This is a genomic window from Mesorhizobium bavaricum (assembly GCF_056781655.1).
Map to the genome: position 1 here is coordinate 467484 of NZ_JBXAYV010000001.1, position 25404 is coordinate 492887.

Consider the following 25404-nt stretch of genomic DNA (forward strand, 5'->3'; position numbering starts at 1 on the left):
CAAGCAAGAAGGCTTCAGCCAATGGCGGTTTTTCGATAATCGGCCGTGTCTATCCCATGTCGTTTCAGCTTGTCGTAGAAGGTCTTGCGGGGAACTCCCAGGACTTCGATCGTGCGCCTCACGTCGCCGCCGCATTCCTGCAAGGCATCGCGGATGACAGTCGCCTCATAAAGGCTGACCTTCTCGGACAAGGGGAGGCTTGATACCGCTTGTCCCTTTCGACCTGATGCAATGGGCGTGCCTAGCCTTTCAAGTCCCAATGCAACGCGATCGGCGAAATGCACGAGTTCACGGACATTGCCGGGCCAAATGTGGCTCACGAGGCGATCGCGCACGCCAGCGCTTATGTCCGGAACTGGCCTGCTGAAGCGTTTGGAGGCGCGTTCCAGGAAATGCCCAAAGAGCATCGGGATGTCTTCGCGCCTTTCGCGAAGCGGCGGGATGCGGAGCGTCACCACATTCAGCCGGAAATAAAGGTCTTCCCGGAAATCTCCGCGGGCGGCCGGATCGCCGAGATCGGCCTTGGTAGCCGACACGACACGAAGGTCGATGCTGCGGGTTTCGTTCGTGCCAAGCGGCGTGATCTGCCGGGTCTCAAGCACCCTCAGAAGCTTCGCCTGGAGTGCTGGCGGCATCGACTCGATTTCGTCGAGGAAGAGCGTCCCTCCGTTCGAATGCTCGATGCGACCGGTCCTGCGCCTCTGCGCGCCAGTAAAGGCGCCTGCCTCGTGCCCGAAAAGTTCGCTATCGATGACGCTTTCGGGCAGCGCTCCACAATTCAGGGCAACGAAGGGCTTCGTGCGTCGTCTGCTCCAGCGGTGAAGCAGATCCGCGACCACCTCCTTGCCCGTGCCCGTCTCGCCTTCCACAAGGACATCCACATCAGTATCGGCGATCTGGCGGAGAGTTTCGCGCAATCGAATCATGGTCGGTGCCTCCCCGATCAGCGGGATATCGCCCGCAGATCGGACAACCGCATCCCTAAGACGTCTGTTTTCCAGGACCAGGCGCCGTTTTTCCGAAGCGCGATGCAGCGTCACGAGAAGCCGGTCGTTCGCATATGGCTTCGAGATGAAGTCGTAGGCGCCATCCTTGATGGCGGCAACGGCCAGCTCGACGTCGGCATGCCCGGTGATCAGGACAACCGGAATTTCCGGGTCGATCGCCTTCACTCGCTCGAAGAGCTGAAGTCCGTTCAGCCCGGGCATACGGATGTCACTCACGACAGGGCCATCGAAGTTCCCGTCGATTCTGGCGAGTGCGGCCTCGGCCGAACCGAACACGCTCGGTGAGAACGAGGCAAGCTTCAGCATCTGCGTGGCTGCGCGAAGCACATCCTCGTCATCGTCGATAAAAATGACCGGTCCTGATTCAGCACTCATGCCGCTCGCCTCAGCTCGACCGTGAAGGAAGTCCCTCTCCCGTGGCCGGCATCATCATGCCGCAACGAGCCGCCGAGCTCACGTGCGATCTCTTGCGAAATGACCAGGCCAAGACCAAGACCCTTTTCCTTGTTGGTAACGAACGGCATGAAGAGGCTCCTGCGAATGTCGGGGGCAAGGCCGGGGCCGTTGTCCCGAACGGAAATAGCGACCATTTCCCCGTTTTCGGCGAGCGCTATCTCGACGCGGGGCTCCGGTTGATCCTTCAGAGCGTCAAGCGCGTTCTGGAGAAGGTTGACGAGTATCTGCTCCAGTCGCATGCGGCTTGCCATGACAATTGGAGACGGATCGATCCGCTTCCGTTCAATCGTCACCCCGGAATCGCGAATTCGGCCTGAAAGAAGCGACAGAGCGCCGTCGATCGCGTCGTCCGCCAGTATCGGTCCCATCGATCCGCTGGCGCGGCGGGAAAAGGACCTTAGCGTTTCAGTGATCGTGCCGATCCTGCCGGTCATGGCGACGATCGAGGTCAGATTCTCGGCGGTTTCTTGCGACCGGCCGATCCCTAGAAGACGCGCGGCATTTTCAGCATAGGTGCGGATTGCGGCGACCGGCTGGTTGATCTCGTGGGCGACCCCGGCCGTTATCTGTCCCAGGATTGACAAGCGGTTCGCCTGGGCGAGTTCGTCGCGCAGGCGACGCACTCTTGCTTCAGCGTTCTCTCGCTCGGCGATCTCACCGGCGAGCGCTGCGTTCGAGCTCTGGAGCTCCGCCGTGCGCAGTTCGACGCGATGCTCCAGTTCCGCATTCAGCAACACAAGCACTTCTTGCCGCTGCCGGGCCGCCCGCCGCCGTCGAACAATGATGAAAATGACGAATCCAACGAGAACGAGGGCAAGCAGCGTTGTCACGCGGGCTGTCATGACCGCCGAGGAGATCTCGGTGTCGGCGGGGATGAGCAACGACATGCGCCAGCCCGGAACTGCTTTGCCGAGATCCTGCGAAACCGCAACGAAACCGGCTGATCGACTCTCAGGAGTTGCGGTGACCAGGTTGTCGCCGCGGCGGGAAAGCGGCACCGGCTCGAAAGTCACGCCCGGTAGCTGCAGACGATCGCGAGCGGTTTGCTTCTCCTTTGCGGAAAGCGGTGAGAGAGCGCCAAAACGCCATTGGGGCACGCTCGTGGCAAGAACCACGCCTCGCTCATCGGTCGTGAAGACCACGAAGCCGCTCTCCAGCCAACGCGACTCGACGCGGTCGAGCTCCACCTTCACCACAACCACACCGAGCGGCCCCTCCGGCCCATCGACCCGGCTCGACAGATAGAGACCAGGGCGCGCGCTAACCGTGCCGAGCGCATATTGCATAGCCGCGCCATCCGCCATCGCCTCGGTGAAGTAGTGGCGAAAGCGGTAATCGCTGCCGACGAAACTGGTCGGCTCGCCGGCGTTGCTCGCAGCAACCGCTACGCCCTCAGGATTAATGATGTAGAGTATAGAAGAGCCGGCGTCGCGCGCGATGGCGCGAAGCTTCTCATCAAGCGCGGCTTCGTTGGCAGTGCTCGGACTGCGAAGCATCTCCTGAACGGCACCGTCGCGTGCCAGAACCAGCGGAATCATTCGCTGCTTCTCGATCTCTCCTTTCAAACTGTCGGCTGCAAGGGGGAACGCGGCAAGAGCACGGTCGCGTAGGGCATACTCTGCTCTGGTGCCGGCGATGCGTCCCGTTGCAAAGACAACGAAACAGAGCGCCGCACCAAGAATTGCAAGCAAAACCACAAGCCAGAGAGATCGACCGCCGGATCTACCAGGGAAGACCAATGGGGCGCGCTGGAAGGCGCCATTACCCATGTCTTCTTCTTCTGCCATCGTATTCTTAAAACCGATCATTGACGAACCATAGTGCGGGGTTCCGCCAGAAGGGAAGGCGATCCGTGCGGAAAACCGCACAATCTTGCTGCGCGATTTGTTGAAGATACCTGAGGCTCCGGCGATTTCCGCGCTCTCTTGGCTTGGCACGGCTATTGCGGTCAACAACGCAGCAGCGTTCGACCGGGGCGCCGCGATGGGAGAAGCCGCGGGGAGGAACGGCCCGCCCCAAACCGGTCAGGGAGAGAAAACTTACATGTTGACCCCACTGGCTCCAAGCGTAAAGCGCGCACCCCGCAAGACCCTTTTTGCCAAGCCTTACGTGCAGGTGCTTGTCGCAATCCTGCTCGGAGTCGCGGTTGGCCATTTTTATCCGCAAATCGGAGAAAACCTGAAGCCGCTCGGCGATGCCTTCATCAAGCTCGTCAAGATGATCATCGCGCCCGTTATCTTTCTGACCGTGTCGACTGGAATTGCCGGCATGAGCGATCTTCAGAAGGTCGGCCGTGTTGCCGGCAAGGCGATGGTCTATTTCTTCACCTTCTCGACGCTCGCGCTTATCGTCGGCCTCATCGTCGGCAATGTCATTCAGCCTGGCGCCGGCCTCAACATCGATCTGACCTCGCTCGACGTCCAAGCCGTCAATGGCTATGCCTCAAAGGCCCATGAGCAGTCCGTGACCGGCTTCCTCATGAACATGATCCCGACCACGATTGTCGGCGCCTTTGTGGAAGGCGACATTCTACAGGTGTTGTTCTTCTCCGTCCTCTTCGGCATCGCGCTGGCGATGGTCGGAGAATCGGGCAAATCGGTTCTTTCCTTCCTTCAGGACCTCACTGCACCCGTTTTCAAATTGGTCGGCATCCTGATGAAAGCCGCGCCGATCGGTGCTTTCGGAGCAATGGCCTTCACGATTGGCAAATATGGCATCGGTTCGGTAGCCAACCTTGCGATGCTGGTCGGGACCTTCTATCTCACGGCCTTCCTCTTCGTATTCGGGGTTCTCGGTGCAGTCTGTCGCTACAATGGCTTCTCGATCTTTTCTCTTATCCGCTACATAAAGGAAGAGCTGCTGTTGGTCCTCGGAACGTCCTCCTCCGAGGCTGCGCTGCCCTCTCTCATGGAGAAAATGGAAAAAGCCGGCGCCAAGCGCTCGGTCGTGGGCCTGGTTATCCCGACCGGATATTCCTTCAATCTGGATGGCACCAATATCTACATGACCCTCGCGGCCCTTTTCATCGCGCAGGCGACGAATACGGATTTGTCAGTTGGCGATCAGGTCCTGCTGCTGCTCGTCGCGATGCTTTCCTCCAAGGGTGCAGCAGGTGTCACAGGTGCCGGCTTCGTCACGTTGGCCGCTACGCTCTCCGTAGTGCCGGCAGTTCCCGTTGCTGGAATGGCGCTGATCCTTGGTGTCGACCGCTTCATGTCGGAATGCAGGGCTCTGACGAATTTGGTCGGTAACGCGGTGGCATCGCTCGTCGTCGCCCGCTGGGAAGGCGAACTGGATCAGGCACAATTGAAAGCTGCATTCTGCGGCCACCAGCCTGCCGAGACATCAACCGGCCAGCCACTGACAACGCCCGCGCCGAGCAACTCGGCAGCATCGCTGCCGGTTGAATCGCCTGGCTGGGCCCAAACGCCGGACGATCGGGCCGCGGGTTCCAAACAAACTCTCGCGGGCCGATGAAATCAAGAATCCCGAAATGCAGTGGGTGCAAAATCATCTGCGCCTTGCGAAGGTCTTGCACCGGTCACGACACACAAGCCATCGATGATGCGCTTAATGCCTCCGAAGTTTGCGACGGTTCGTGGAACCGGGCGTGGAGCTCGATCGGAGCCGTCGGCACGGCTGAACAATTCGCCCACGCTCTACGTCTCGGCTTCTACCTCGCACCATGCCACGACAAGAATTCGGTAGCGAACAGGATCAATGCAGGAATGACAGATTTTACTGAATCGACCTTTGCCGGGACTCTTGATGTCGTTTAATCATAGTCGAACAATGGCGAAGCGACCCATAATTGCTGATATCGCCCGGGAAGCCGGGGTTAGTGTTGCCACCGTTGACCGAGTTCTGAATGCCCGTCATCCGGTGCGGAAGGAGACTGCGCAGCGGGTCTTAGCGGCGGCACAGGCCATCGGATATCACGCCGCAGGTCTTATCAAGCAGCGCCTGCAGCCGGACCTGCCGCAATATCGGCTTGGCTTCATCTTGAGAAAACCGACTCACCACTTCTACCAGGGCTTCGCGCGTGAGGTCGAAGCGGCGGTCAACGCGGCGAAGTGCTTCCATGGCACTTCGCTCATCGAATTCGCGCCGTCGCACATGCCATGCGACCTTATTCCATTGCTCAAGGAATTCGGCGCGCGCTGCCACGCGATCGCCATGGTGGCGCCGGACCATCCGGCGATCACGGCAGCCGTCCAAGAACTCAAGGCAAAAGGCATCCCCGTTTTCTCGCTGCTTTCCGATTTCGCCGAAGGTGTTCGTGAGGGTTATATCGGCCTCGACAACCGCAAGGTCGGGCGGACGACAGCGTGGATGCTTTCTAAGGTCGCAAGACGGCCGGGCAAGGTGGCGGTTTTTGTCGGCAGCCACCGTTTTCAGGGGCAGGAGCTGCGGGAGGTCGGCTTTCGCTCCTATTTCCGTGAGAATGCACCGGCATTCGAGCTGCTCGATCCGCTCGTGAACCTTGAGGCACGGCAGATCACCTACGAGGCCACGCTGGATCTCATGCAACGGGAACCCGAACTCACCGGCTTCTATGTGGCCGGCGGAGGTATGGAGGGAGCGATCTCCGCGCTCCGTGAAGAAGGCGAAAGCCGGGGTCTCGTCGCGATCGTTAACGAGATCACGCCGGAGTCACGGGCTGCACTCGCAGATGGCATGATCACGATGTCGGTCGCCACGCCCCAGCGCCTGCTTTGCCAGGAACTGATGACGCTGATGGCCCAGGCCATCAAGGTCGGCACTTCGGAGACGCTTGGGCAGACTTTTCTGCCGTTTGAGATATATCTGCCGGAAAACATCTGAAAAACTGATAAAATACTATCATGAGAGCCTAATTTCCTTTCATTCATGAAAGAAAAGCAGCGGGAGTTTGATTGACTCACCTGCCTCATTCCGGTCTCGTTTAACAACGAATGATTGCTGCGCGGCGGAAGCCAGTCAGCCGAGAACGACGACCCGCACTTCATGAAGAGAGAGGAAAGCCATGCGTCAAGCATCGCTCCGCTTTGCGATCGACCGCATGACGCCGCCCCATCTTGCCAGGGCCGCACTTGCTCGCGGCCCGGGCCTGACTGGCATCGACATTAGCTATCATCTCGATGGCAATTTCATTGCGCGCGAAAAGCCGGCTGCAGACGCCCGTCTTGCTGACGGATCAATCGTCACGACTATCTTCATCAACGCCTTTTCGTGTTTCAATGAATCCCCGCGTGCAAGGGCGAGGCGAGCAAACTCGTCGATTGGGCAGCGGCCTGCTGAGCGAAGACGCCGACGAATGCGATTCGCCAAGGACATCCACGCGCTGGACAATAGGCGCACTTGCCTCGGGCAGCGATTTCATGGCGCGAGATGGATGATCACATGCACGATACTCGCAACTCCGAGCAAAGTGCCAGGCAGATCTCGTCACGCTGCATATCGCTTCCAAAAATGAAAAGCCCTAATTCAAAGTCCGAGATGAATAACGTGGTCCCTATTGTGCCGTTGCACGAGAGGGCGCCGGACATCTTTGAAACGTCGACAGCGCTCACCGCTCCCTCTGGGCTGGAAGCCACGTTGGCCAACGTCGTCGACCTCCTGCCATCGTTGGTGCAGGTGCGGCACGGCATCATCTCGCTCTGCGACGGTGCCGGCATACCGGACATGACCGTCGGCGTCGGCTGGAGCGAAGGCAGCGATGAGCGCTACCGCAAGCATCTGCCACGGGCGGCGGTCGACCAGATCATAACGACGGGCATGGCGCTCGTCGCCGAGAACATAGCGTTGGATCCGGCTTTCAACGCCGCCGACAAGGAGGTGCTCGGGGCGTCCGACAACATGAAAGTGTCGTTCATCGGCGTACCCATTCGCGTCGATGCGAACGTCGTGGGCACGCTGACCATCGACCGCATCCTGGACAACAAATCAGTCTCCCTCCTCGATTACGACCTGCGCCTCCTTACCACAATCGCTAATCTGGTTGGACAGACAGTGAAGCTGCATCGCCTGTTCGCCTCCGACCGCGAGCGACTGATGGCCGAAAAAATCCGGATGCAAAAGCAATTCGGCGAACTCAAGCTGCCTGGGCATGAGGGCAAAAGGGCTCATGTCAAGGGGATCATTGGCGACAGCCCGGCGCTGCGCGGGCTGCTTGAGAAGGTCGCGTTGGTAGCCAGGTCCAACAGCACCGTTTTGCTGCGCGGGGAATCGGGGACCGGCAAGGAGCTGGTCGCCAAGGCCGTTCACGAGATGTCGGGACGCGCCAAGCGGCCGTTCATCAAGCTCAATTGCGCAGCGCTCCCTGAGACAGTCCTGGAATCCGAACTGTTCGGTCACGAAAAGGGTGCCTTTACCAGTGCATTCAACTCGCGCAAGGGGCGCTTTGAGCTCGCCGACAAGGGAACGTTGTTTCTGGACGAGATCGGTGAGATTTCGGCCTCGTTCCAGGCAAAGCTGCTGCGCGTGCTGCAGGAGCAGGAGTTCGAGCGCGTCGGCAGCAACCAGACGATTAAGGTCGACGTTCGCGTGATTGCCGCCACGAACAGGAACCTGGAAGACGCGGTTGCAAGGAACGAGTTTCGCGCCGACCTTTATTATCGCATCAGCGTTGTTCCCCTGCTGGTGCCGCCACTGCGCGAAAGGCGCGGTGATATTCCGCTCCTTGCCGCTGAGTTTCTCAAGAATTTCAACAGCGAGAACGGCCGTACGATGGTCTTCGATGCGAGTGCGACTGAAGTGCTGATGAACTGTGCTTTTCCCGGAAATGTCCGCGAGCTTGAAAATTGCGTGCAGCGGACAGCGACCCTGGCAGCGGGAGCGTCAATCGGCAGAAACGACTTTGACTGCTGCCATGGCCGATGCCTTTCCGCGATGCTATGGAAGCACGCATCGAAGGAGACTGCGCCGAAATCGGAGCCGATCGCACCATCGCCACTGAACCCGGCCATGCAATCGTCAGGTGCTTTTGCTTCGGCCGCCATTGGGGTCCCGCATGACGACAGCGAGCAGGCACTGCCAGCGCCTGTTCGGCTAGGCCTCGTAAGCGACGCGAAGATGACCGATCGCGAGCGTCTCATCGCGGCCATGGAAAGATCCGGCTGGGTACAGGCAAAGGCAGCGCGCCTGCTTGGACTGACGCCGCGCCAGATTGGTTACGCGCTGAGGAAATACGGTATCGAGATCAAGAATCTCTGAACCTGCTGTCGGACTTCAAGCGGGGCCGCGAGATAGCGCGCGAGGCGAATAGCTGGGACAAATTAGCGTTGATTGGTACGGCTCGGACCTCCGTCGGTGAAGCGTTGCAGCCCTCCTGTTGGCGCCGGCCGCAATCCACGGCCCGCTCGACCGCACGGCGCTTGGTATCCCAGTCAAGTTGGCGCAAACGCAGCGCCGTCATGGTCGGTCCGATGGCCATGTCGCTCCGCCGGCCCCGTACCGGATGTCTCGCCATTGAAACGGAGAATAGTACGCCGTCAACCAACCTTACCGGAGTGGTGTAGGTCGTCAGGCAGATAAGCGCCGTGCTGCCTTTCGCGCATGGATATCCGGCGGCGTGATCGCCTTTGACGACACCTCCGACGCTCAATCGACGTCTCTCCTCACCCAGCGTCACCCACGGCGAGTGTCGCGTTTGGCATATTTTTGTGCAGGTTCGAAGAGGTAAAGTCGCCACAGCGTATGGTGTTGACGCGACGATTGGTATGATAAAGAACAGAACTAAATCGGTTTAGACAGTTCGCGCGGAGGTCTAACCCAAATGGCTCAGGAACCATGGATCAGGCCAAAGGACCAAGGAAAGGCAGAACCATAGGCAAGACCAACAATGTCAACGCCGACCTGATCGCAGTCGTGGTCGCCGTGAACGAGGCTGGACCATGTTTTCTGACCATCGAACAGGGCGCCGCTCTTCCCTCGGGCCCGTTTGAGCTCGCTCATCGTTCGCTCCAGTCGGGGCTCAGGGCATGGGTGGAACTGCAGACTGGTCAGCCTCTCGGTTATATCGAGCAGCTCTACACCTTTGCCGATCGCGATCGGGTCGGCGCCAACCAGCGCGTGATCTCGATCAGCTATCTCGCACTCACCCGCGAAGAAGATGCGGGCACCTCGGGCAGGCGCAGTTGGGCCAGCTGGTACGACTATTTCCCGTGGGAGGATCATCGCTCCGGCAGGCCCCCGATAGTGCTGGAAGAATTGCGGCCGCGCCTTATCGAATGGGCGGACGGCGCGGACGACGGCGCGACGCGCTTCGATCGCCGACGGCGAGCGGCGGTTGCCTTTGCCTTGGACGGCCGGGCATGGAACGAAGAGCTCGCGCTGCAGCGCTACGAGCTGCTCTACGAAGCCGCCCTGGTGGAGGAAGCAAAGCACGGCGGAGTTTCGGCCATCCTCGCTTCGGTGCCGGGCAGATCGATGATCGCCGATCACCGCCGCATTCTGGCAACGGCTATTGCGCGACTGCGCTCCAAAATCAAATACCGGCCTGTTGTGTTCGAACTGATGCCGCCGCTCTTCACGCTTTTGCAGCTACAGCGAACTGTGGAGGCGCTCTCCGGCAGGCTCATTAACAAGCCGAACTTTCGCAGGCTGATCGAGCAGCAGGAACTGGTTGAGAAGACCGGGGCGACGACCGCCGAGACCGGCGGCCGGCCGGCGCAGCTCTACCGCTTCCACCATACTATTCTCGACGAGAGGCCTGTGGCCGGCACAAAATTACCGCTCGCACGGGCTTGACACCCCTTATAGTCACAACGATTATATACATCTTATATTCAAGTGGACTATAACTGGAGGCTCGATGAGTGCCGTCCTGCCTTCGAGCGCCTCACTGTACGACCGCGTTCGGCGCGTTATCCCACCGATCGAGTGGCCGTTCTTCGTCGAGGATATCGACGCAATCCTGAAACTAAAGCGACAGCGCAATGCCGTCATTCTGGCGCATAACTACCAGACGCCGGAGATTTTTCACTGCGTGGCTGACATCGTCGGCGACAGCCTGGCGCTGGCCCGCAAGGCGATGACAGTCGAGGCCGATGTGATCGTGATCGCCGGCGTGCATTTCATGGCAGAAACAGCCAAGCTGCTCAATCCCGACAAGACAGTGCTCATCCCGGACCTCAACGCCGGCTGCTCGCTGGCGGACTCGATCACCGCCGAAGACGTACGCCTGATGCGGCAGCGCTATCCGTCCGTTCCGGTCGTCACTTACGTCAACACCTCCGCCGCGGTGAAAGCGGAGTCAGACATCTGCTGCACCTCGGGCAACGCGCTCGCAGTGGTGAAGTCGCTCCGGGTGCCGCGCGTGATCATGCTGCCCGACGAATATCTGGCAAGGAACATCGCGGCGCAAACCAAAGTCGAGATCATCGCCTGGAAAGGGCGCTGCGAGGTGCATGAACGCTTCACGGCGGCCGACATCCGCGAGCTGCGTGAGGCCCATCCCGGCATCAGCGTACTTGCCCATCCCGAATGTCCGCCTGAAGTGGTCGCGGAAGCCGACTTCGCCGGCTCGACGGCGGCGATGTCCGACTATGTCGCGCGGCATAAGCCGGCGCGTGTGGTGCTGGTGACGGAATGTTCCATGAGCGACAACGTCGCGGTCGAGCATCCGGAAGTAGATTTCGTGCGCCCATGCAATCTGTGCCCGCATATGAAGCGCATCACGCTCGCCAACATCCGGACCGCGCTCGAGGAGAACCGCCACGTCGTCACGATCGATCCTCATGTCGCTGAACGGGCCCGCTGGGCTGTGGAACGCATGCTCTTTGTATGACGGCGGACATCCATCACATTGGCGGAGCGCCGGTCATCATCGGCGCTGGTATCGCCGGGCTCATGACGGCGCTACACCTGGCGCCGCAACCAGTCGTCCTTCTGTCAAGGACCTCGCTCGGAACCGAAGCCTCGAGCATCCTAGCCCAGGGCGGGCTCGCAGCGAGTCTGGGGGACGACGACAGCCCCGACTTGCACCTCGCCGATACGCTTGCTGCCGGCGATGGGCTTTGCGACGAACAAATGGCCAGGAGGGTGGTAGAGGCCGCACCTCAAGCTGTCGAGAATCTCATTCGTCTTGGTGCTCCTTTCGACCGCTCGCTAGACGGGAAGCTGCAGCTGGGCCTGGAAGCGGCGCATTCGCGTCGCCGCATCGTGCACGCCGCCGGCGACGCAACCGGCCGCGAGTTGTTTCGGGCGCTACTCGGCGTGGCGCGGCGAACCCGTTCGATCACGATCATGGAAGGCATGACAGCGCTTCGCTTGGTTGTCGCGGAAGGCAGCATTGTAGGGGTGGTGGCTGCCCTGCACGGCGGCGTGTTCGCATTGCCCACACGCCGCGTGGTGCTGGCCACCGGTGGGATGGGCGGCCTGTTTTGCGACACAACCAATCCGCTCTCCTCATTCGGGCATGGCCTGGCGCTGGCCGCCTGCGCGGGCGCGGAACTCGCCGATCTCGAATTCGTGCAATTCCACCCGACGGCCCTCGACATTGCGCGCCGGCCAATGCCGCTTGTCAGCGAAGCAGTGCGTGGCGAAGGCGCGGTGCTGATCGATGAGCACGGCCATCGCTTCCTGGCAGACACGCCCGGGGCAGAACTCGCATCGCGCGATGTGGTCGCGCGGGCGATCTCGGATCAGCTCGCAGCCGGGCATGGCGTCTATCTCGATGCCCGACATTGTCTCGGGCAGAAATTCGCAAGACGCTTTCCGGCAATCGACGCTATTTGCAAGCATGCCGGCATCGATCCGGCGGTGGAACCCATTCCCGTGCGGCCCGCTGCTCACTATCACATGGGCGGCGTGGCCGTTGACGCCGAGGGGCGAACTTCCGTTAGCGGCCTGTGGGCCTGTGGCGAAGTCGCATGCACGGGACTGCATGGCGCCAACCGGCTTGCCAGCAACTCGCTGACCGAAGCGGTTGCAACCGCCGCCTGGGTGGCTGAAAGCGTCGCGGCTACCGCTGCCGGTTGGCAGTGGCCTAGGCTTCCGGCAACTGTTCCCATCCGGCCCGACCCTTCACCTATTCGCCCGATTGTGTCCAATGCGCTTGGCATTGTTCGGGATGGGAAATCATTGCGAGACACGGTCGCGACACTGCTGCCGATCTCTGTTTGCGAGACGGCCGCGGCCGATCCGGCCCTGGTGGCATTGTTGATGGCGATCGCCGCCCTTCGGCGCGAGGAGAGCCGCGGCTCCCACTATCGATCCGATTTCCCCGGGCGCGATGCCGCCGCCCTCCCCTCACGACTGACCCTCTGCACAGCTTTTGAGAATGCCGTCACGCTCAGATGGCAAGCATCCGAACGGAGCCGTTGACATGACTTCACTTGCACCACTTCCCCAGATCATCATGGAGCCCATCGTTCGTTGTGCCCTGCTTGAAGACCTGGGCAGAGCCGGCGACATCACGAGCGATGCGATCATCCCCGCCGATTGCAAAGCGACGCTGGCGTTGAATGCCCGGCAGGCAGGCGTTGTTGCCGGGCTCGACTTGGTCATGTTTGCCTTCCTGCTGGTCGATCCCGGGATCAGCATCCAGCTGCGGTGTCCTGAGGGCGGCAAGGTTTCGGCCGGCCAGACCATCGCGATCGTAAACGGGCCGGCGCGCAGCCTGCTGACGGCGGAGCGGACGGCGCTCAATTTCTTATGCAAACTCAGCGGCATCGCGACGGCAACGGCTACGCTCGTAAACGCGGTGAGGGGCCATAACGCAAAAATCGTGTGCACACGCAAAACGACGCCCGGCCTGCGTGTCCTGGAAAAGTATGCGGTACGAGCGGGCGGCGGTGCCAATCACCGCTTCGCGCTCGACGACGCCGTGCTGATCAAGGACAACCACATCGCCATTGCCGGCGATATCCGCACCGCAATCGAGCGGGCGCGTAGCGCCATAGGTCACATGGTCAAGATCGAGGTCGAGGTCGACAGGCTGGACCAGTTGGAGATCGCGCTTACAGCGGGCGTCGACGCCGTGCTCCTCGACAACATGTCGGTCGAGGACCTTGCGCAGGCTGTGGCTATGGTCGGTGGCCGCGCGATCACCGAGGCTTCGGGCCGGGTAACGCGGGCGAGCGCCCCGGCAATTGCGGCGACCGGCGTCGACCTCATATCGGTCGGCTGGCTTACCCACAGCGCGCCCATCCTCGACATTGGTCTCGACATGCCGGCCGACCGAAATTGCAACAGGCATCTGAACTGATGGAGAGGACATGAACCGGGATCGCAGGAACTCCTTTGGTCGCAGGCTAACCTGCGTCAGCACGTCCCCGGTTCCACCAACAGCCGACGCAAGCCTTCTCGGCGCCAGGCGACACGCTTCAACAACGGAGGCGGGAGGGACGGACCAGCAAGGCACAGAAAGCCGCGTCGCAGCCCTTGGCGTCATCATCTGCCAACTCGACGAGATGCGCCAGTTGGCGGCCTCTCACGGGCTGGAACTTCTGGGTTATCTGCTGGACGTCGCCTTCACCGAATCCTGCGACGCGATCAGAAAGGAGCATTCCTGTGCTCAGAGTAAAATAACGGAAACCGTAATCCCCACGGATGACGTCAGTTGAGCCTGCGGGCAGCAGTTGGAGAGTCCGCTCAAGAGCGCCACCAGTCGCGTTTCGATAGAAGACTTCCCGTTGGCATGCGCCTTGTCTTCAGCATCCACTGCAACGCTCCAGGTCAAGGACGGAAGATTATGGAGAACAAGACCTTATGAACGAACTCAGCCCAGACCTGACCTCGGATCCAATCGGTTGGGCGCTTCCCCCTTGGACGCGAGAGGAAGCCCAAGCGCTCCACGACGCGCCATTCAACGACCTTTTGTTTCAGGCGCAGACCGTTCACCGGCAGAATTTCGATCCCAACAAGGTCCAGCTGAGCCGGCTTCTCAGCATCAAGACAGGCGGATGCCCGGAGGATTGCGGCTATTGCAGCCAATCGGCACATCACGAAAGCGGGTTGAAGGCGTCAAAGCTGATGGAGGTCCGGCGCGTCATCGCCGAGGCGACCAAGGCGCGTGACGCCGGCGCCACCCGCTATTGCATGGGCGCTGCCTGGCGAAACCCGAAGGCGCGCGACATGGACGCGGTGGTGGCGATGGTCGAGGGTGTCAAGGCACTCGGCATGGAGACCTGCATGACGCTCGGCATGCTCGACCCTGAGCAGGCCGCTCGTCTGAAACAGGCCGGTCTCGACTACTACAACCACAACATCGACACCTCCGAGCGCTATTACTCAGAGATCATCTCGACCCGCACGTTTGCCGACCGGCTGGATACGCTCGCCAATGTCCGCGACCGCGGCATTAAGGTCTGTTGCGGCGGCATTGTCGGCATGGGCGAAGAGCCGGTGGACCGGATCGACATGCTGGTGACGCTGGCCAACCTGCCGGAGCATCCCGAAAGCGTTCCGATCAACATGCTGATCCCGATCGAGGGCACCCCGCTGGCCGAGGCCAAACCCATCGAGCCGATCGAATTCGTGCGCGTGATCGCGCTGGCGCGCATCATGATGCCGAAATCGCATGTGCGTCTTTCCGCCGGCCGCACCGCCATGACCGACGAGATGCAGGCACTGTGCTTCTTTGCCGGCGCCAATTCGATCTTCGTCGGCGACACGCTGCTGACGGCGGACAATCCCGGCGAAGACAAGGATATTCTGCTGTTCCGGCGCCTCGGCATCGAGCCTATGGAACTTGAGGCGCAATGAACGGGGCACCGCTTGCCCGCTATGACGCGACCTTGCAGGGACTGGCGCGCAAGGACCGGCTGCGGACGCTGTCGCCGCGCGCCGGTCTCGACTTCTCGTCGAACGACTATCTCGGACTTGCCGCTTCCAAACGGCTTGGCGATGCGGTTGCGGCGGCGATTGCGCGGGGCACGCCGGTCGGCGCCACCGGATCGCGGTTGTTGCGAGGCAACGCGCCGGAGCATGAGCAATTGGAGGCGGACGCAGCGGCGTTCTTCGGGACCGACCGCGCGCTGTTCTTCGGCAGCGGCTACATCGCCAACTTCGCTCTCCTGACCGCGCTGCCGCAGAAGGGCGACCTGCTCGTCCTCGACGAACTCGCCCATGCCAGCATGCATGAGGGCGCCCGCGCTGGCCGCGCCGAGTTCAAGCTCGCCGCACATAACGACGTCGATGCTGTCGAAGATGCGATCACCCGCTGGCGCGCCGAAGGCGGCATGGGGCGCGTCTGGATCGCGGTCGAAAGCCTCTACAGCATGGATGGCGACTGCGCGCCGATGGAGAGCCTGGTCGCGCTTGCCGATCGGCACGAGGCATTCCTCGTCGTCGACGAAGCGCATGCCACCGGCATCTGGGGACCCGACGGCCGCGGGCTGGCCGCCGCTTTCGAGGGCCGCGACAACATCGTCGCCCTCCACACATGCGGCAAGGCGCTCGGCGCGTCCGGCGCACTCGTCACCGGGCCGGGAACGCTATGCGACTATCTCGTCAACCGCTGCCGGCCATTCATCTACGCCACCGCGCCGTCGCCTCTGATGGCGGTGGCAGTGCGCGAAGCGCTGGCCATGCTGTCCGACGAGCCCCAACGCCGTGTCCAGCTGCAGGAGCGCGTAGCCTTCGCGGGCCGCCAATTGGCCGAGCGCTGCGGCGTGAAGCCCAGCGGCTCGCAGATCCAGCCCTTTGTCATCGGCGACGTCAGGCGCACCATGGCGGTGGCGGCGGCGCTGCAGACGCGCGGCTTCGACATACGCGGCATTCGTCCGCCCACCGTACCCGAGGGCACATCGCGACTGCGCATTTCGCTGACGCTCAACGTCGACGAAGCCGACATTTCAGCGATGGTCGAGGCGCTCGTTGAGGTGTTGGCCCAAACATGATCGGAGGCGACATGACCAAGCGCATTGTCATCACCGGAACGGATACCGGCATCGGCAAGACGGTGTTTTCGGCGGGATTGGCCGGCCTGCTCGACGGCTTCTACTGGAAGCCGGTGCAATCGGGCCTCGACGGCGAAACCGACAGCGAGGTTGTGGAACGGCTCGCCGGCCTGCCGAAAGGACGCGTGCTGCCCGAAGTGTATCGCCTGAAGGAGCCGCTGTCGCCGCATCGTTCAGCCGAACTCGACGGCGTCGCGATAGACGTCGCAAAACTCTCGCTTCCGGACTTGCCGGGTCCGATCGTCATCGAAGGTGCCGGGGGACTGATGGTGCCGCTCAACCGGCGCACCAAATTCATCGACATATTCGCTCAGTGGCGGATGCCGGTCATCCTATGCGCCCGTACCACGCTCGGCACAATCAACCACACCCTGCTGTCGATCGAGGCGTTGCGAGCCCGCTCCATCCCGCTCATCGGCATCGCCTTCATCGGCGAGGAGGTGGCCGATACGCAGAGAACAATCGTGGAATTCAGCGGCGTGCGCCAGCTTGGAAGACTGCCGCTGCTCGATCCGCTGACGAATGAGACGCTGAGGGAAGCGATGGTTGCCGGCTTCGATCTCACAGCGATCGTAGGAGGCGAATGATGTCGCAGTCCCATGTGTGGCATCCGTTCACCCAGCACGCGCTCGAGCCCGCCATCCCTGAAATCGTCCGGACGGAAGGCGCTTACCTCTACAAGGCCGACGGCACGCGCATTCTGGATGCCATTTCCTCCTGGTGGGTCGTCACCCATGGTCACCGCCATCCCCGCATAATGAAGGCCATCGAGACGACTGCGGCAAGCCTCGATCAGATCATCTTCGCTGGCTTTACCCACGAGCCGGCCGAACGCTTGGCCAGGGCGCTTGTCGGGCTCGCTCCCACCGGTCTCGATTGGGTGTTCTATTCCGACAGCGGCTCGACCTGCGTCGAAGTCGCGCTGAAGATGGCGCTCGGCTATTTCCGCAACATCGGCGCGCCGCGCTCGCGCATCGTCGTCATGGAGCGCAGCTACCATGGCGACACAATCGGCACGATGAGCGTCGGCGCCCGCGGCGTGTTCAACGCCGCCTACGAGCCGCTGCTGTTCGAGGTCGACACCATTCCCTTCCCAGCCGCTGGGCGAGAACAGGAGACGTTGGATCGGTTCGAGGCCGTCAGCCGTGACCGGCGCGCGGCCGCGCTGATCGTCGAGCCGCTCGTGCTTGGCGCCGGCGGCATGCTGATGTATCCGGCCTGGGTTCTCACCGAATTGAAGAAGATCGCCGAGGCCTCTGGCACGCTGCTGATCGCCGACGAGGTGATGACCGGCTGGGGGCGCACCGGAACCATGTTCGCCTGCGAGCAGGCATCGATCTCTCCTGATATCCTGTGCACCTCCAAAGGTCTGACCGGCGGCGTGATCCCGCTAGCCGCCACGCTCGCCACCGATGCCATCTTCCAGGCCCATTATTCCGAAGACCGTAAGAAAACCTTCTTTCATTCGAGCTCATACACCGCCAATCCGATTGCCTGCGCGGCAGCACTCGCCAATGTCGAGATCTGGCGCGACGAGCCGGTGGCCGAACGGATCGCGACCTTGAGCGCGAAGCAGGCCGCCGGGCTGCAACGCTTTCGCGACAATGCCAACTTCACCGACAGTCGGGTGACCGGCACGATCGCGGCCCTCGATCTGCACGCCGGCTCAGCCGGCTATCTGGCCGAGATCGGGCCAAAACTGCGCGCTTTTTTCCTCGAGCGCGGACTGCTGGTGCGCCCGCTCGGCAATGTCCTCTATCTTCTGCCGCCCTATTGCATCACCGGCGAGGAATTGGACGGGCTCCATGACGCCATCGAGGAGGCCGGCGAACGCTTCGGCACAAAGCCATGAGCCGATCGTCGCGCGTCCTCGGGTTTGGTCATCATGCGCCGTCGCGCAAGGTCGAGAACCCGGAAATCGAAAACCGTCTCGGGCTAGAACCCGGCTGGATCGAGCGGCGCACCGGGATACGCTCGCGCTTCTGGGCAACGGACCAAGACACGCTGTCTGGTCTTGCCACGCAGGCTGGCGACATGGCGCTGGCGAACGCCGGTATTGACCGCAGCGACATAGGGCTGCTGTTGCTTGCCACCTCGACGCCCGACCATCTTCTGCCGCCCAGCGCGCCGCTGGTCGCGCATCAGCTGGGACTGAGCCGCGCCGGTGCGGTCGATCTGACCGGCGCCTGCGCCGGCTTCATCTATGCGCTGATGTTCGCGGACGGATTTACCCGCCTGCACGGCAAGGCGGCCCTTGTCATTGCCGCCAATATCCTCAGCCGCCGTATCAATCCGGCCGAACGCGCCAGTTCGGTCCTTTTCGCCGATGCCGCCGGCGCCCTGGTGATTGGTCCGTGCGAGGACCCGGATCGGGGCATTCTCGGTGCCTCGGTGGATTCGGACGGCTCGCGCTACGGGCTGATCCAGATCCCGGCCGGCGGAAGCAGCATCCCATTCCATGACGATCTGGATCTCGGGCAAACTCGGATGACGATGACCGACGGACGCGAAGTGTTCGCCAAAGCTGTTGAGATGATGACCGATTGCTCTACAAGCGCGCTTGCCGTTGCCGGAGTGCGACCACAGGACATCGATCGGTTTGTGCCGCACCAGGCCAATGCCCGCATTTTCGATGCGGTCGGGCGAAACCTCGGCATCGCCGATGAAGCGATCGTCAAGACGATCGCCGAGTATGGCAACTCTTCCGCCGCGACGATCCCGCTCTCGCTGTCGCTCGCCCATCGGGCGGCGCCGTTCCGGCCGGGGGAGAAGGTTCTTCTGGCGGCCGCGGGTGCGGGTCTTAGCGGCGGTGCGATCGTCGTTGGAATTTAGCCGCGCGAACCGAACTGCCAAGACTGACCTTGAACGATGAATACAGGGACAACGACCAATGCGAAAACTAGTCGCCGGCAAGCTGCACGGCATCCACGTCACCGAAGCGAACCTCAACTACCATGGTTCGATAACGCTCGACCCCGACCACTGCGAGGCGGCCGGGATCCTGCCGATGGAATTCGTGGAGATATGGAACAAGAATTCCGGTGCGCGGATTTCGACCTATGTCATCCTCGGCGAGCGCGGTTCACGGTGCTGCATCCTCAACGGAGCGGCGGCTCGCACCTGTCAGCCCGACGACCCAATTATCGTCTGCAACTCCATCTACCTGGACGAAGCGCATATCACCTCGCTGAAGCCGCGCATCGTCACGTTCGACCAGGATAACTACATACTCGACCGCCTGAGCTACTCCGTCGATCTTGACACAGACGGCCGTTACAGTTTCTCGATCCTTGATGAGGCGAATGAAGCTTTGGCAATTCCAGCCTTGGTCTCCGGGGCGTGAGCCGCGCTCCGCAGATGTGCGAGCCTGGGCACTGAAGAGCGTCTGGTCTAAGACTCGACGAAGTTGCTGAAAAAGGCCGATGCCCACTGCGCCTTGGGCACCGTGGGCCTTCGTGGGATGGCGCAATGTCTCGCAGCTGCTGATCCGCGAACAGCGGTTTGCATGTCTGACCCTTGTCTCAGGTTACTTGCGGTGGCGGCTTGCAAATTCTTTCTGCTTTCTCAAGCGCCCCGGCTGGGTCCTTGACACCTGGCTTTCATGATCTTTGCCGCCGTGTCGATCAAGCAGGCCACCGTCTTCCGCATCGGCAGCGGTGCCAACCATCATCGCGAATATGGCTAGCCGAACGGCCGCAAGCAGCATTGAGGTGGGCCTTCGGCAAAGTGTTTCCCGTCGGCGCCAAGGCTCGCCAGCCATCCGACGCCTGATCGCGTTACATATCAGGTTCGTCGATCGGTGGCTTGGCAGCAAGACCGAGCCTGGCTCGTTGGCCATCGGCGTAATTTTCGGCGGGAAACTGTGTCTTGAACCGAAGAACTGTCAGTTTGCCGTCCTCGACAATATGAACAACCCATCCCCCACTACAACGCTTGACCCGCACGTCATTAGGTTCGCCAGCCACCATTGCTGCCCCTCATTTTCGTTGCCCTTGGGCTGAGACTGGAAGTCGTTCCCGCACATCGGAAAACATAGGACCTTACGTAACGTCAAGCCCCGATTTTGGGATAGCCGATGCCTTGTCGATTTCAGGGTGACGGCGATTCTGGTCCGCAACGTCCGTGAGTGCTCAAATCGATTTAGATGCGCAGATTTTGCATGTTAATTCAGCCTTGTTATCCACAACTAACGTGAATGGGAACGCGTATTCAGTCCGAGTACCTCTGCAAAAAATCTGCCGCTCTGGTGAGGGGAGCGGGCGATCAGGGCGTGTGAGGTGCTGACGTCAAACGCGAGATTCCGGAAGATTGATAAAATCGTTTGTTTCGATGAGATAATCCACCCTGTGGATAGAAATACAGTCCGATGAACGGGCAAGCCTCTGGTGCGGGAGATGATGCTAAAGGAGACATCCCGCATGGCCACTCTACGCAAAAGCTCGGCACGTCTCGGCGCTACCAAATGCTCAGCCCCTCACCTCGCTCTCTACGGTGCGACGAAGCGCGCTGGCAGTTCGCGGAAGGCACAATGGTTACCGATCCGCAGGGTGGATTCATCCTGTGGGTCGAGCCTCCGAACACCATCGATTGGCTCGACTCTTTCAGGGCTGCATCGTCCGGAAAATCGTGATCGCCCACCCTCTTGTCTTGACTAGCCCCAGCCTAGGGCTTATCTCGTCGCATTGTTAGCGCTCGCCCTTGGTGAGTGCTAACCGCAGGCCGGCATAGCCGAGCTTTGTAAGTTATCCGGCGTCGCCGGACGCTTTTCTCACGTTCTCATCGAGGAAGAAAAAATGGCAAAGTCGAAGTTCCGGCCGCTTCATGACCGCGTGGTCGTTCGTCGGGTCGAATCCGAATCCAAGACCGCGGGCGGGATCATCATCCCCGATACGGCTAAGGAAAAGCCGCAGGAAGGCGAGATCATCGCTGTCGGCTCGGGCGCCCGCGACGAAGCTGGCAAGCTCGTCCCGCTGGACGTCAAGGCCGGCGACCGCGTCCTGTTCGGCAAGTGGTCGGGCACCGAAGTCAAGCTCAATGGCGAAGACCTTCTGATCATGAAGGAAGCCGACATCATGGGCATCATCGGCTGACACGCCGCCGCCCTTCATCCACACCATCCAATCTGAATTTCGGGCGAAATGCCCAGGAGTTAAACATGGTTGCCAAAGACGTAAAATTCTCCCGTGATGCCCGCGAACGCATGCTTCACGGCATCAACATCCTCGCCGACGCGGTGAAGGTCACGCTCGGCCCCAAGGGCCGCAACGTCGTCATCGACAAGTCGTTCGGCGCCCCGCGCATCACCAAGGACGGCGTCACCGTCGCCAAGGAAATCGAACTTTCCGACAAGTTCGAGAACATGGGCGCGCAAATGATCCGCGAAGTCGCGTCGAAGACCAACGACATCGCCGGCGACGGCACCACGACCGCGACCGTTCTGGCACAGTCGATCGTCCAGGAAGGCCACAAGGCGGTTGCCGCTGGCATGAACCCGATGGACCTGAAGCGCGGCATCGATCTGGCCGTGACCGACGTCGTCGCGACGCTGATCAAGAACGCCAAGAAGATCAAGACCTCGGAAGAGGTTGCCCAGGTCGGCACGATCGCCGGCAATGGCGACGAGTCGGTCGGCAAGATGATCGCGGAAGCGATGCAGAAGGTCGGCAATGAAGGCGTCATCACGGTCGAGGAAGCCAAGACCGCCGAGACGGAACTGGAAGTCGTCGAAGGCATGCAGTTCGACCGCGGCTATCTCTCGCCCTACTTCGTCACCAACGCCGACAAGATGGTTGCCGATCTCGAGGACGTCTACATCCTCCTGCACGAGAAGAAGCTCTCCAACCTCCAGGCCATGCTGCCGGTTCTCGAAGCCGTCGTGCAGACCTCCAAGCCGCTGCTCATCATCTCGGAAGACGTCGAAGGCGAGGCTCTGGCCACGCTGGTCGTCAACAAGCTGCGTGGCGGCCTGAAGATCGCCGCCGTCAAGGCTCCGGGCTTCGGTGATCGCCGCAAGGCCATGCTGGAAGACATCGCCATCCTGACCGGTGGCCAGGTCATCTCCGAAGACCTCGGCATCAAGCTCGAGAACGTCGGCCTCAACATGCTCGGCCGCGCCAAGAAGGTGTCGATCTCCAAGGAGAACACCACCATCGTCGACGGCGCCGGCAAGAAGGAAGAGATCCAGGGCCGCGTTGCCCAGATCAAGCAGCAGATCGAAGAGACCACGTCGGACTACGACAAGGAGAAGCTGCAGGAACGTCTCGCGAAGCTCGCGGGCGGCGTTGCGGTGATCCGCGTCGGCGGTGCGACGGAAGTCGAAGTCAAGGAAAAGAAGGACCGCGTCGATGACGCCCTCAACGCGACCCGTGCGGCCGTCGAAGAAGGCATCGTTCCCGGCGGCGGCGTTGCCCTGCTGCGCGCTTCGCTTAGCATCAACGCTGTCGGCGCCAACTCCGACCAGACCGCCGGCATCAACATCGTGCGTCGCGCTCTGCAGGCTCCGGCCCGCCAGATCGCCTCGAACGCCGGTGCGGAAGCCTCGATCGTTGCCGGCAAGATCCTTGAGAACAAGGGCGCGACCTTCGGTTTCAACGCCCAGACCGGCGAATATGGCGACATGATCGCCATGGGCATCGTCGATCCGGTCAAGGTCGTGCGCACGGCTCTCCAGGACGCGGCCTCGGTCGCCGGCCTGCTCGTCACCACCGAAGCCATGATCGCGGAGGCTCCGAAGAAGGAGTCGGCTGGCGGCGGCGGCATGCCTGGCGGCATGGGCGGCGGCGGCATGGGCGGCATGGGCGGCATGGACTTCTAATCTAGCCTCTATCAGCTTTCGGATACCGAGAGGGCGGCAGCGACGCCGCCCCCTTTTTTTGGGACGGAGCCGGTCGGAAAAGGTTGGGCTCGCGTGATATTGTAGTGCGCGCGCCTACACGGCCACACTGCATCGTCGCAGTGGAGCTTTCGGGTGGCGAACTGAACAAACATGGCTTTGTGCGCGACTATCAAGACTTAGCAGCGCTCAAGCCACTACATCGATGGCACGTTCGACCATGGCGGTCGGTTTTCGATATGCCTGATACGAGCGGCCGTGGAAGCCGCTCAAAGAATGATACCACAGTGCTGTTGCCAACGTCGGCGATTTCGATGATCGACTCCGCCTATGCCAGCTCTTCACGAGCTCTATCCGCGCGCTTGCCTGTTATGGAGCGAAAGCCTTAGCGCGACTCGTGATTGAGGCTGTCATTGCTATGGGCTAATCAGTCGGGAAGCTGCGCTTGCAATGACGGAGGGCCGGAACGATCTCGTCCGATCATCTGGCACAAGGTGTGCTTATTAGTACATTGCGAAGCTAGTAACTTAACCATGAAGGGGGACGACGGTTTGACCGTGACACAGTCGCTGACGAGACGTCTCAAAAATCCCGAGCTATTTGACGATCTGGCCGGTGTGCCTGGTCGGAAGGCGGAGCAATCCACGAGGCGTTTTTCGGTGTTCAATCCCTCAACGGGCGAGCTGTTGGCTGAGCTTCCAGATATGGATGTCCGGGACGTTTCCAAGGCAATCGATAAGGCTGAAGCTGCGCAGGAACATTGGGCGGCGCTCACCGCGCGCGAGCGCTCCGACATCTTATGGGAATGGCACCAACTGATCCTCGACCACAGCGAGGATCTTGCAGCCATTTTGACGGCTGAAATGGGTAAGCCGCTTGCAGAGGCGAAGTCTGAAATCGCCCATGCCGCAGCCTACCTCCAATGGTATGCCGAGGAGGCCAATCGCATCTATGGCGAGACGATTTCGCCGCCTTCTAACGACAGGCGTATGCTGGTAATCAAACAGCCGATCGGTGTTGTCGGCGCCATTACTCCTTGGAATTTTCCCGCCTCGATGGTGGCTCGCAAGATTTCGCCTGCGCTTGCCGCCGGCTGCGCGATTGTTCTGAAACCCGCGGAGCAAACACCGCTTGTCGCGGGTGCTATGTTCATGCTTGCCCGGATGGCAGGTTTTCCCGATGGCGTTCTAAACTTGATCTACGCATCGGAAGGCGATGCGGTTGGGCGTGAACTTTGCTCGAACCCGAAGGTCCGCAAGATCAGCTTCACTGGGTCGACCGAGGTCGGGCGGCTGCTCATGAGGCAGTGTTCGGACCAGATCAAAAGAACCAGCTTCGAACTTGGTGGTAACGCTCCTTTCATTGTTTTTGATGATGCAGACGTCGACGCTGCCGTCGATGGTGCGCTACAGGCAAAGTTTCGGAATGCCGGCCAAACCTGCGTTTCAGCCAATCGGCTTTACGTACAGTCCAGCGTGTATGATGAATTCTGCGACAAATTCACCAAGCGCGTCAGTGCATTGCGCGTCGGTGACGGTTTCGAGCCAGAAGTTTCGATCGGTCCCCTGATCGATAAGTGCGCGCTTGCAAAGATTGAAGATCATATTCGCGATGCTGTGCGGCAGGGTGGGAAGATCCGTTGCGGTGGCAACCGTATCGGCGAATCGGGAACCTTCTTCGAGCCCACGGTGATCACCGACGTCGAAAGGACAATGCGGGTTGCTCAGGAAGAAACCTTCGGACCGCTGGCTCCCATCATCCGCTTCAACGATCCCGACCAGGTAGTGCGCGAGGCGAATGACACGATTTACGGTCTTGCAGCCTACTTCTACGCTTCCAATCTAAAGCGTGTGTGGCGCGTGGCTGAAGCCCTCGAATACGGAATGGTCGGCATCAATACGGGACGCATGTCCTCCGAGGCCGCACCCTTTGGCGGAATGAAGCAATCAGGGATCGGTCGTGAGGGGTCGCGCCACGGCCTCGAGGATTATCTCGAAATGAAGTACCTGTGCATGGGTGGGCTATAATCCCGCAGCATTCCGCATCCCATTGACTTCGCCCTGACAATCCGCCCCGGCCATCGATGGAATGGTGGCCTTCGATCAAGGCCCAGCGTAAAACCGTGATGCTGTCATCCTTGCCTTCGACCGCATTCACCGATCCCTGATTGACACGTGCTTGCCATGTACCGCTTCAATCCGCCGGGAGTGGTTTTTCCTGTCTC

Annotated in this window: 20 protein-coding genes; 17 read left to right on the plus strand and 3 right to left on the minus strand. The window is 60.9% G+C overall.

The features are described from left to right. Window positions 1-14 precede the first annotated feature (14 nt). A complete protein-coding gene (locus AC1RZR_RS35005; RefSeq protein ID WP_481829244.1) occupies window positions 15-1382 on the minus strand; it encodes a sigma-54-dependent transcriptional regulator in 1368 nt (455 codons plus the stop codon). Next, the gene (locus AC1RZR_RS35010) at window positions 1379-3232 is read right to left on the minus strand and encodes a sensor histidine kinase (protein ID WP_481829592.1); all 1854 of its coding nucleotides are present in this window, start codon (window positions 3230-3232) and stop codon (window positions 1379-1381) included. The genes AC1RZR_RS35005 and AC1RZR_RS35010 overlap by 4 nt, the downstream gene beginning before the upstream one ends. A 274-nt stretch (window positions 3233-3506) precedes the next feature. Here AC1RZR_RS35010 and AC1RZR_RS35015 point away from each other — a divergent pair, with 274 nt between their 5' ends. The 14 genes from AC1RZR_RS35015 to panD all read left to right on the plus strand — a co-directional run bounded on the left by AC1RZR_RS35015 (window position 3507) and on the right by panD (window position 19691). Next, window positions 3507-4940 (plus strand): dicarboxylate/amino acid:cation symporter, encoded by a 1434-nt coding sequence (locus tag AC1RZR_RS35015; protein ID WP_481829593.1) that lies wholly within the window; start codon window positions 3507-3509, stop codon window positions 4938-4940. 315 nt (window positions 4941-5255) lie between these two features. After that, the gene (locus tag AC1RZR_RS35020) at window positions 5256-6287 is read left to right on the plus strand and encodes a LacI family DNA-binding transcriptional regulator (protein ID WP_010913552.1); all 1032 of its coding nucleotides are present in this window, start codon (window positions 5256-5258) and stop codon (window positions 6285-6287) included. 654 nt (window positions 6288-6941) lie between these two features. Continuing rightward, the gene (gene nifA, locus AC1RZR_RS35025) at window positions 6942-8657 is read left to right on the plus strand and encodes a nif-specific transcriptional activator NifA (protein WP_481829594.1); all 1716 of its coding nucleotides are present in this window, start codon (window positions 6942-6944) and stop codon (window positions 8655-8657) included. Between the two features lie 576 nt (window positions 8658-9233). Further along, window positions 9234-10193: an NUDIX hydrolase gene (locus AC1RZR_RS35030; protein ID WP_481829245.1), complete on the plus strand. Its 960-nt coding sequence runs from the start codon at window positions 9234-9236 to the stop codon at window positions 10191-10193. 64 nt (window positions 10194-10257) lie between these two features. Next, window positions 10258-11232, plus strand: a complete 975-nt coding sequence (gene nadA, locus AC1RZR_RS35035; RefSeq protein WP_481829246.1) for a quinolinate synthase NadA — start codon at window positions 10258-10260, stop codon at window positions 11230-11232. Beyond that, the gene (locus AC1RZR_RS35040; RefSeq protein ID WP_481829247.1) at window positions 11229-12770 is read left to right on the plus strand and encodes an L-aspartate oxidase; all 1542 of its coding nucleotides are present in this window, start codon (window positions 11229-11231) and stop codon (window positions 12768-12770) included. Before nadA ends, AC1RZR_RS35040 begins: the two co-directional genes overlap by 4 nt. Window position 12771: 1 nt before the next feature. Continuing rightward, window positions 12772-13653: a carboxylating nicotinate-nucleotide diphosphorylase gene (nadC, locus tag AC1RZR_RS35045; protein ID WP_006333929.1), complete on the plus strand. Its 882-nt coding sequence runs from the start codon at window positions 12772-12774 to the stop codon at window positions 13651-13653. 10 nt (window positions 13654-13663) lie between these two features. Further along, window positions 13664-14011, plus strand: coding sequence for a hypothetical protein (locus tag AC1RZR_RS35050; RefSeq protein ID WP_481829248.1), 348 nt, complete (start codon window positions 13664-13666; stop codon window positions 14009-14011). Window positions 14012-14156: 145 nt separating this feature from the next. Then, window positions 14157-15152: a biotin synthase BioB gene (gene bioB / locus AC1RZR_RS35055; protein WP_481829249.1), complete on the plus strand. Its 996-nt coding sequence runs from the start codon at window positions 14157-14159 to the stop codon at window positions 15150-15152. Further along, entirely contained in the window at window positions 15149-16288 is a 1140-nt protein-coding gene (locus AC1RZR_RS35060; protein WP_481829250.1) for an 8-amino-7-oxononanoate synthase, read from the plus strand. The genes bioB and AC1RZR_RS35060 overlap by 4 nt, the downstream gene beginning before the upstream one ends. 11 nt (window positions 16289-16299) lie before the next feature. Then, window positions 16300-16935, plus strand: coding sequence for a dethiobiotin synthase (gene bioD / locus AC1RZR_RS35065; RefSeq protein WP_481829251.1), 636 nt, complete (start codon window positions 16300-16302; stop codon window positions 16933-16935). Beyond that, window positions 16935-18200, plus strand: coding sequence for an adenosylmethionine--8-amino-7-oxononanoate transaminase (locus tag AC1RZR_RS35070; RefSeq protein ID WP_481829252.1), 1266 nt, complete (start codon window positions 16935-16937; stop codon window positions 18198-18200). The genes bioD and AC1RZR_RS35070 overlap by 1 nt, the downstream gene beginning before the upstream one ends. Further along, window positions 18197-19180, plus strand: coding sequence for a 3-oxopimeloyl-[acyl-carrier-protein] synthase BioZ (locus AC1RZR_RS35075; RefSeq protein ID WP_481829253.1), 984 nt, complete (start codon window positions 18197-18199; stop codon window positions 19178-19180). Before AC1RZR_RS35070 ends, AC1RZR_RS35075 begins: the two co-directional genes overlap by 4 nt. Window positions 19181-19238: 58 nt before the next feature. Next, entirely contained in the window at window positions 19239-19691 is a 453-nt protein-coding gene (gene panD, locus AC1RZR_RS35080) for an aspartate 1-decarboxylase (protein WP_006333949.1), read from the plus strand. A gap of 183 nt (window positions 19692-19874) precedes the next feature. Here panD and AC1RZR_RS35085 read toward each other — a convergent pair whose 3' ends face one another. Next, on the minus strand, window positions 19875-20054 hold the full coding sequence (locus tag AC1RZR_RS35085; RefSeq protein ID WP_481829254.1) for a hypothetical protein: 180 nt from the start codon (window positions 20052-20054) through the stop codon (window positions 19875-19877). Window positions 20055-21141: 1087 nt separating this feature from the next. Between AC1RZR_RS35085 and groES the strand changes: the two genes are divergently transcribed. The 3 genes from groES to AC1RZR_RS35100 all read left to right on the plus strand — a co-directional run bounded on the left by groES (window position 21142) and on the right by AC1RZR_RS35100 (window position 25207). Beyond that, entirely contained in the window at window positions 21142-21438 is a 297-nt protein-coding gene (gene groES / locus AC1RZR_RS35090) for a co-chaperone GroES (protein ID WP_481829255.1), read from the plus strand. A gap of 65 nt (window positions 21439-21503) precedes the next feature. Further along, complete coding sequence (groL, locus tag AC1RZR_RS35095) at window positions 21504-23162, plus strand: chaperonin GroEL (RefSeq protein ID WP_481829256.1); 1659 nt, start codon at window positions 21504-21506, stop codon at window positions 23160-23162. A gap of 551 nt (window positions 23163-23713) precedes the next feature. After that, complete coding sequence (locus AC1RZR_RS35100; RefSeq protein WP_481829257.1) at window positions 23714-25207, plus strand: NAD-dependent succinate-semialdehyde dehydrogenase; 1494 nt, start codon at window positions 23714-23716, stop codon at window positions 25205-25207. Window positions 25208-25404: the final 197 nt, after the last annotated feature.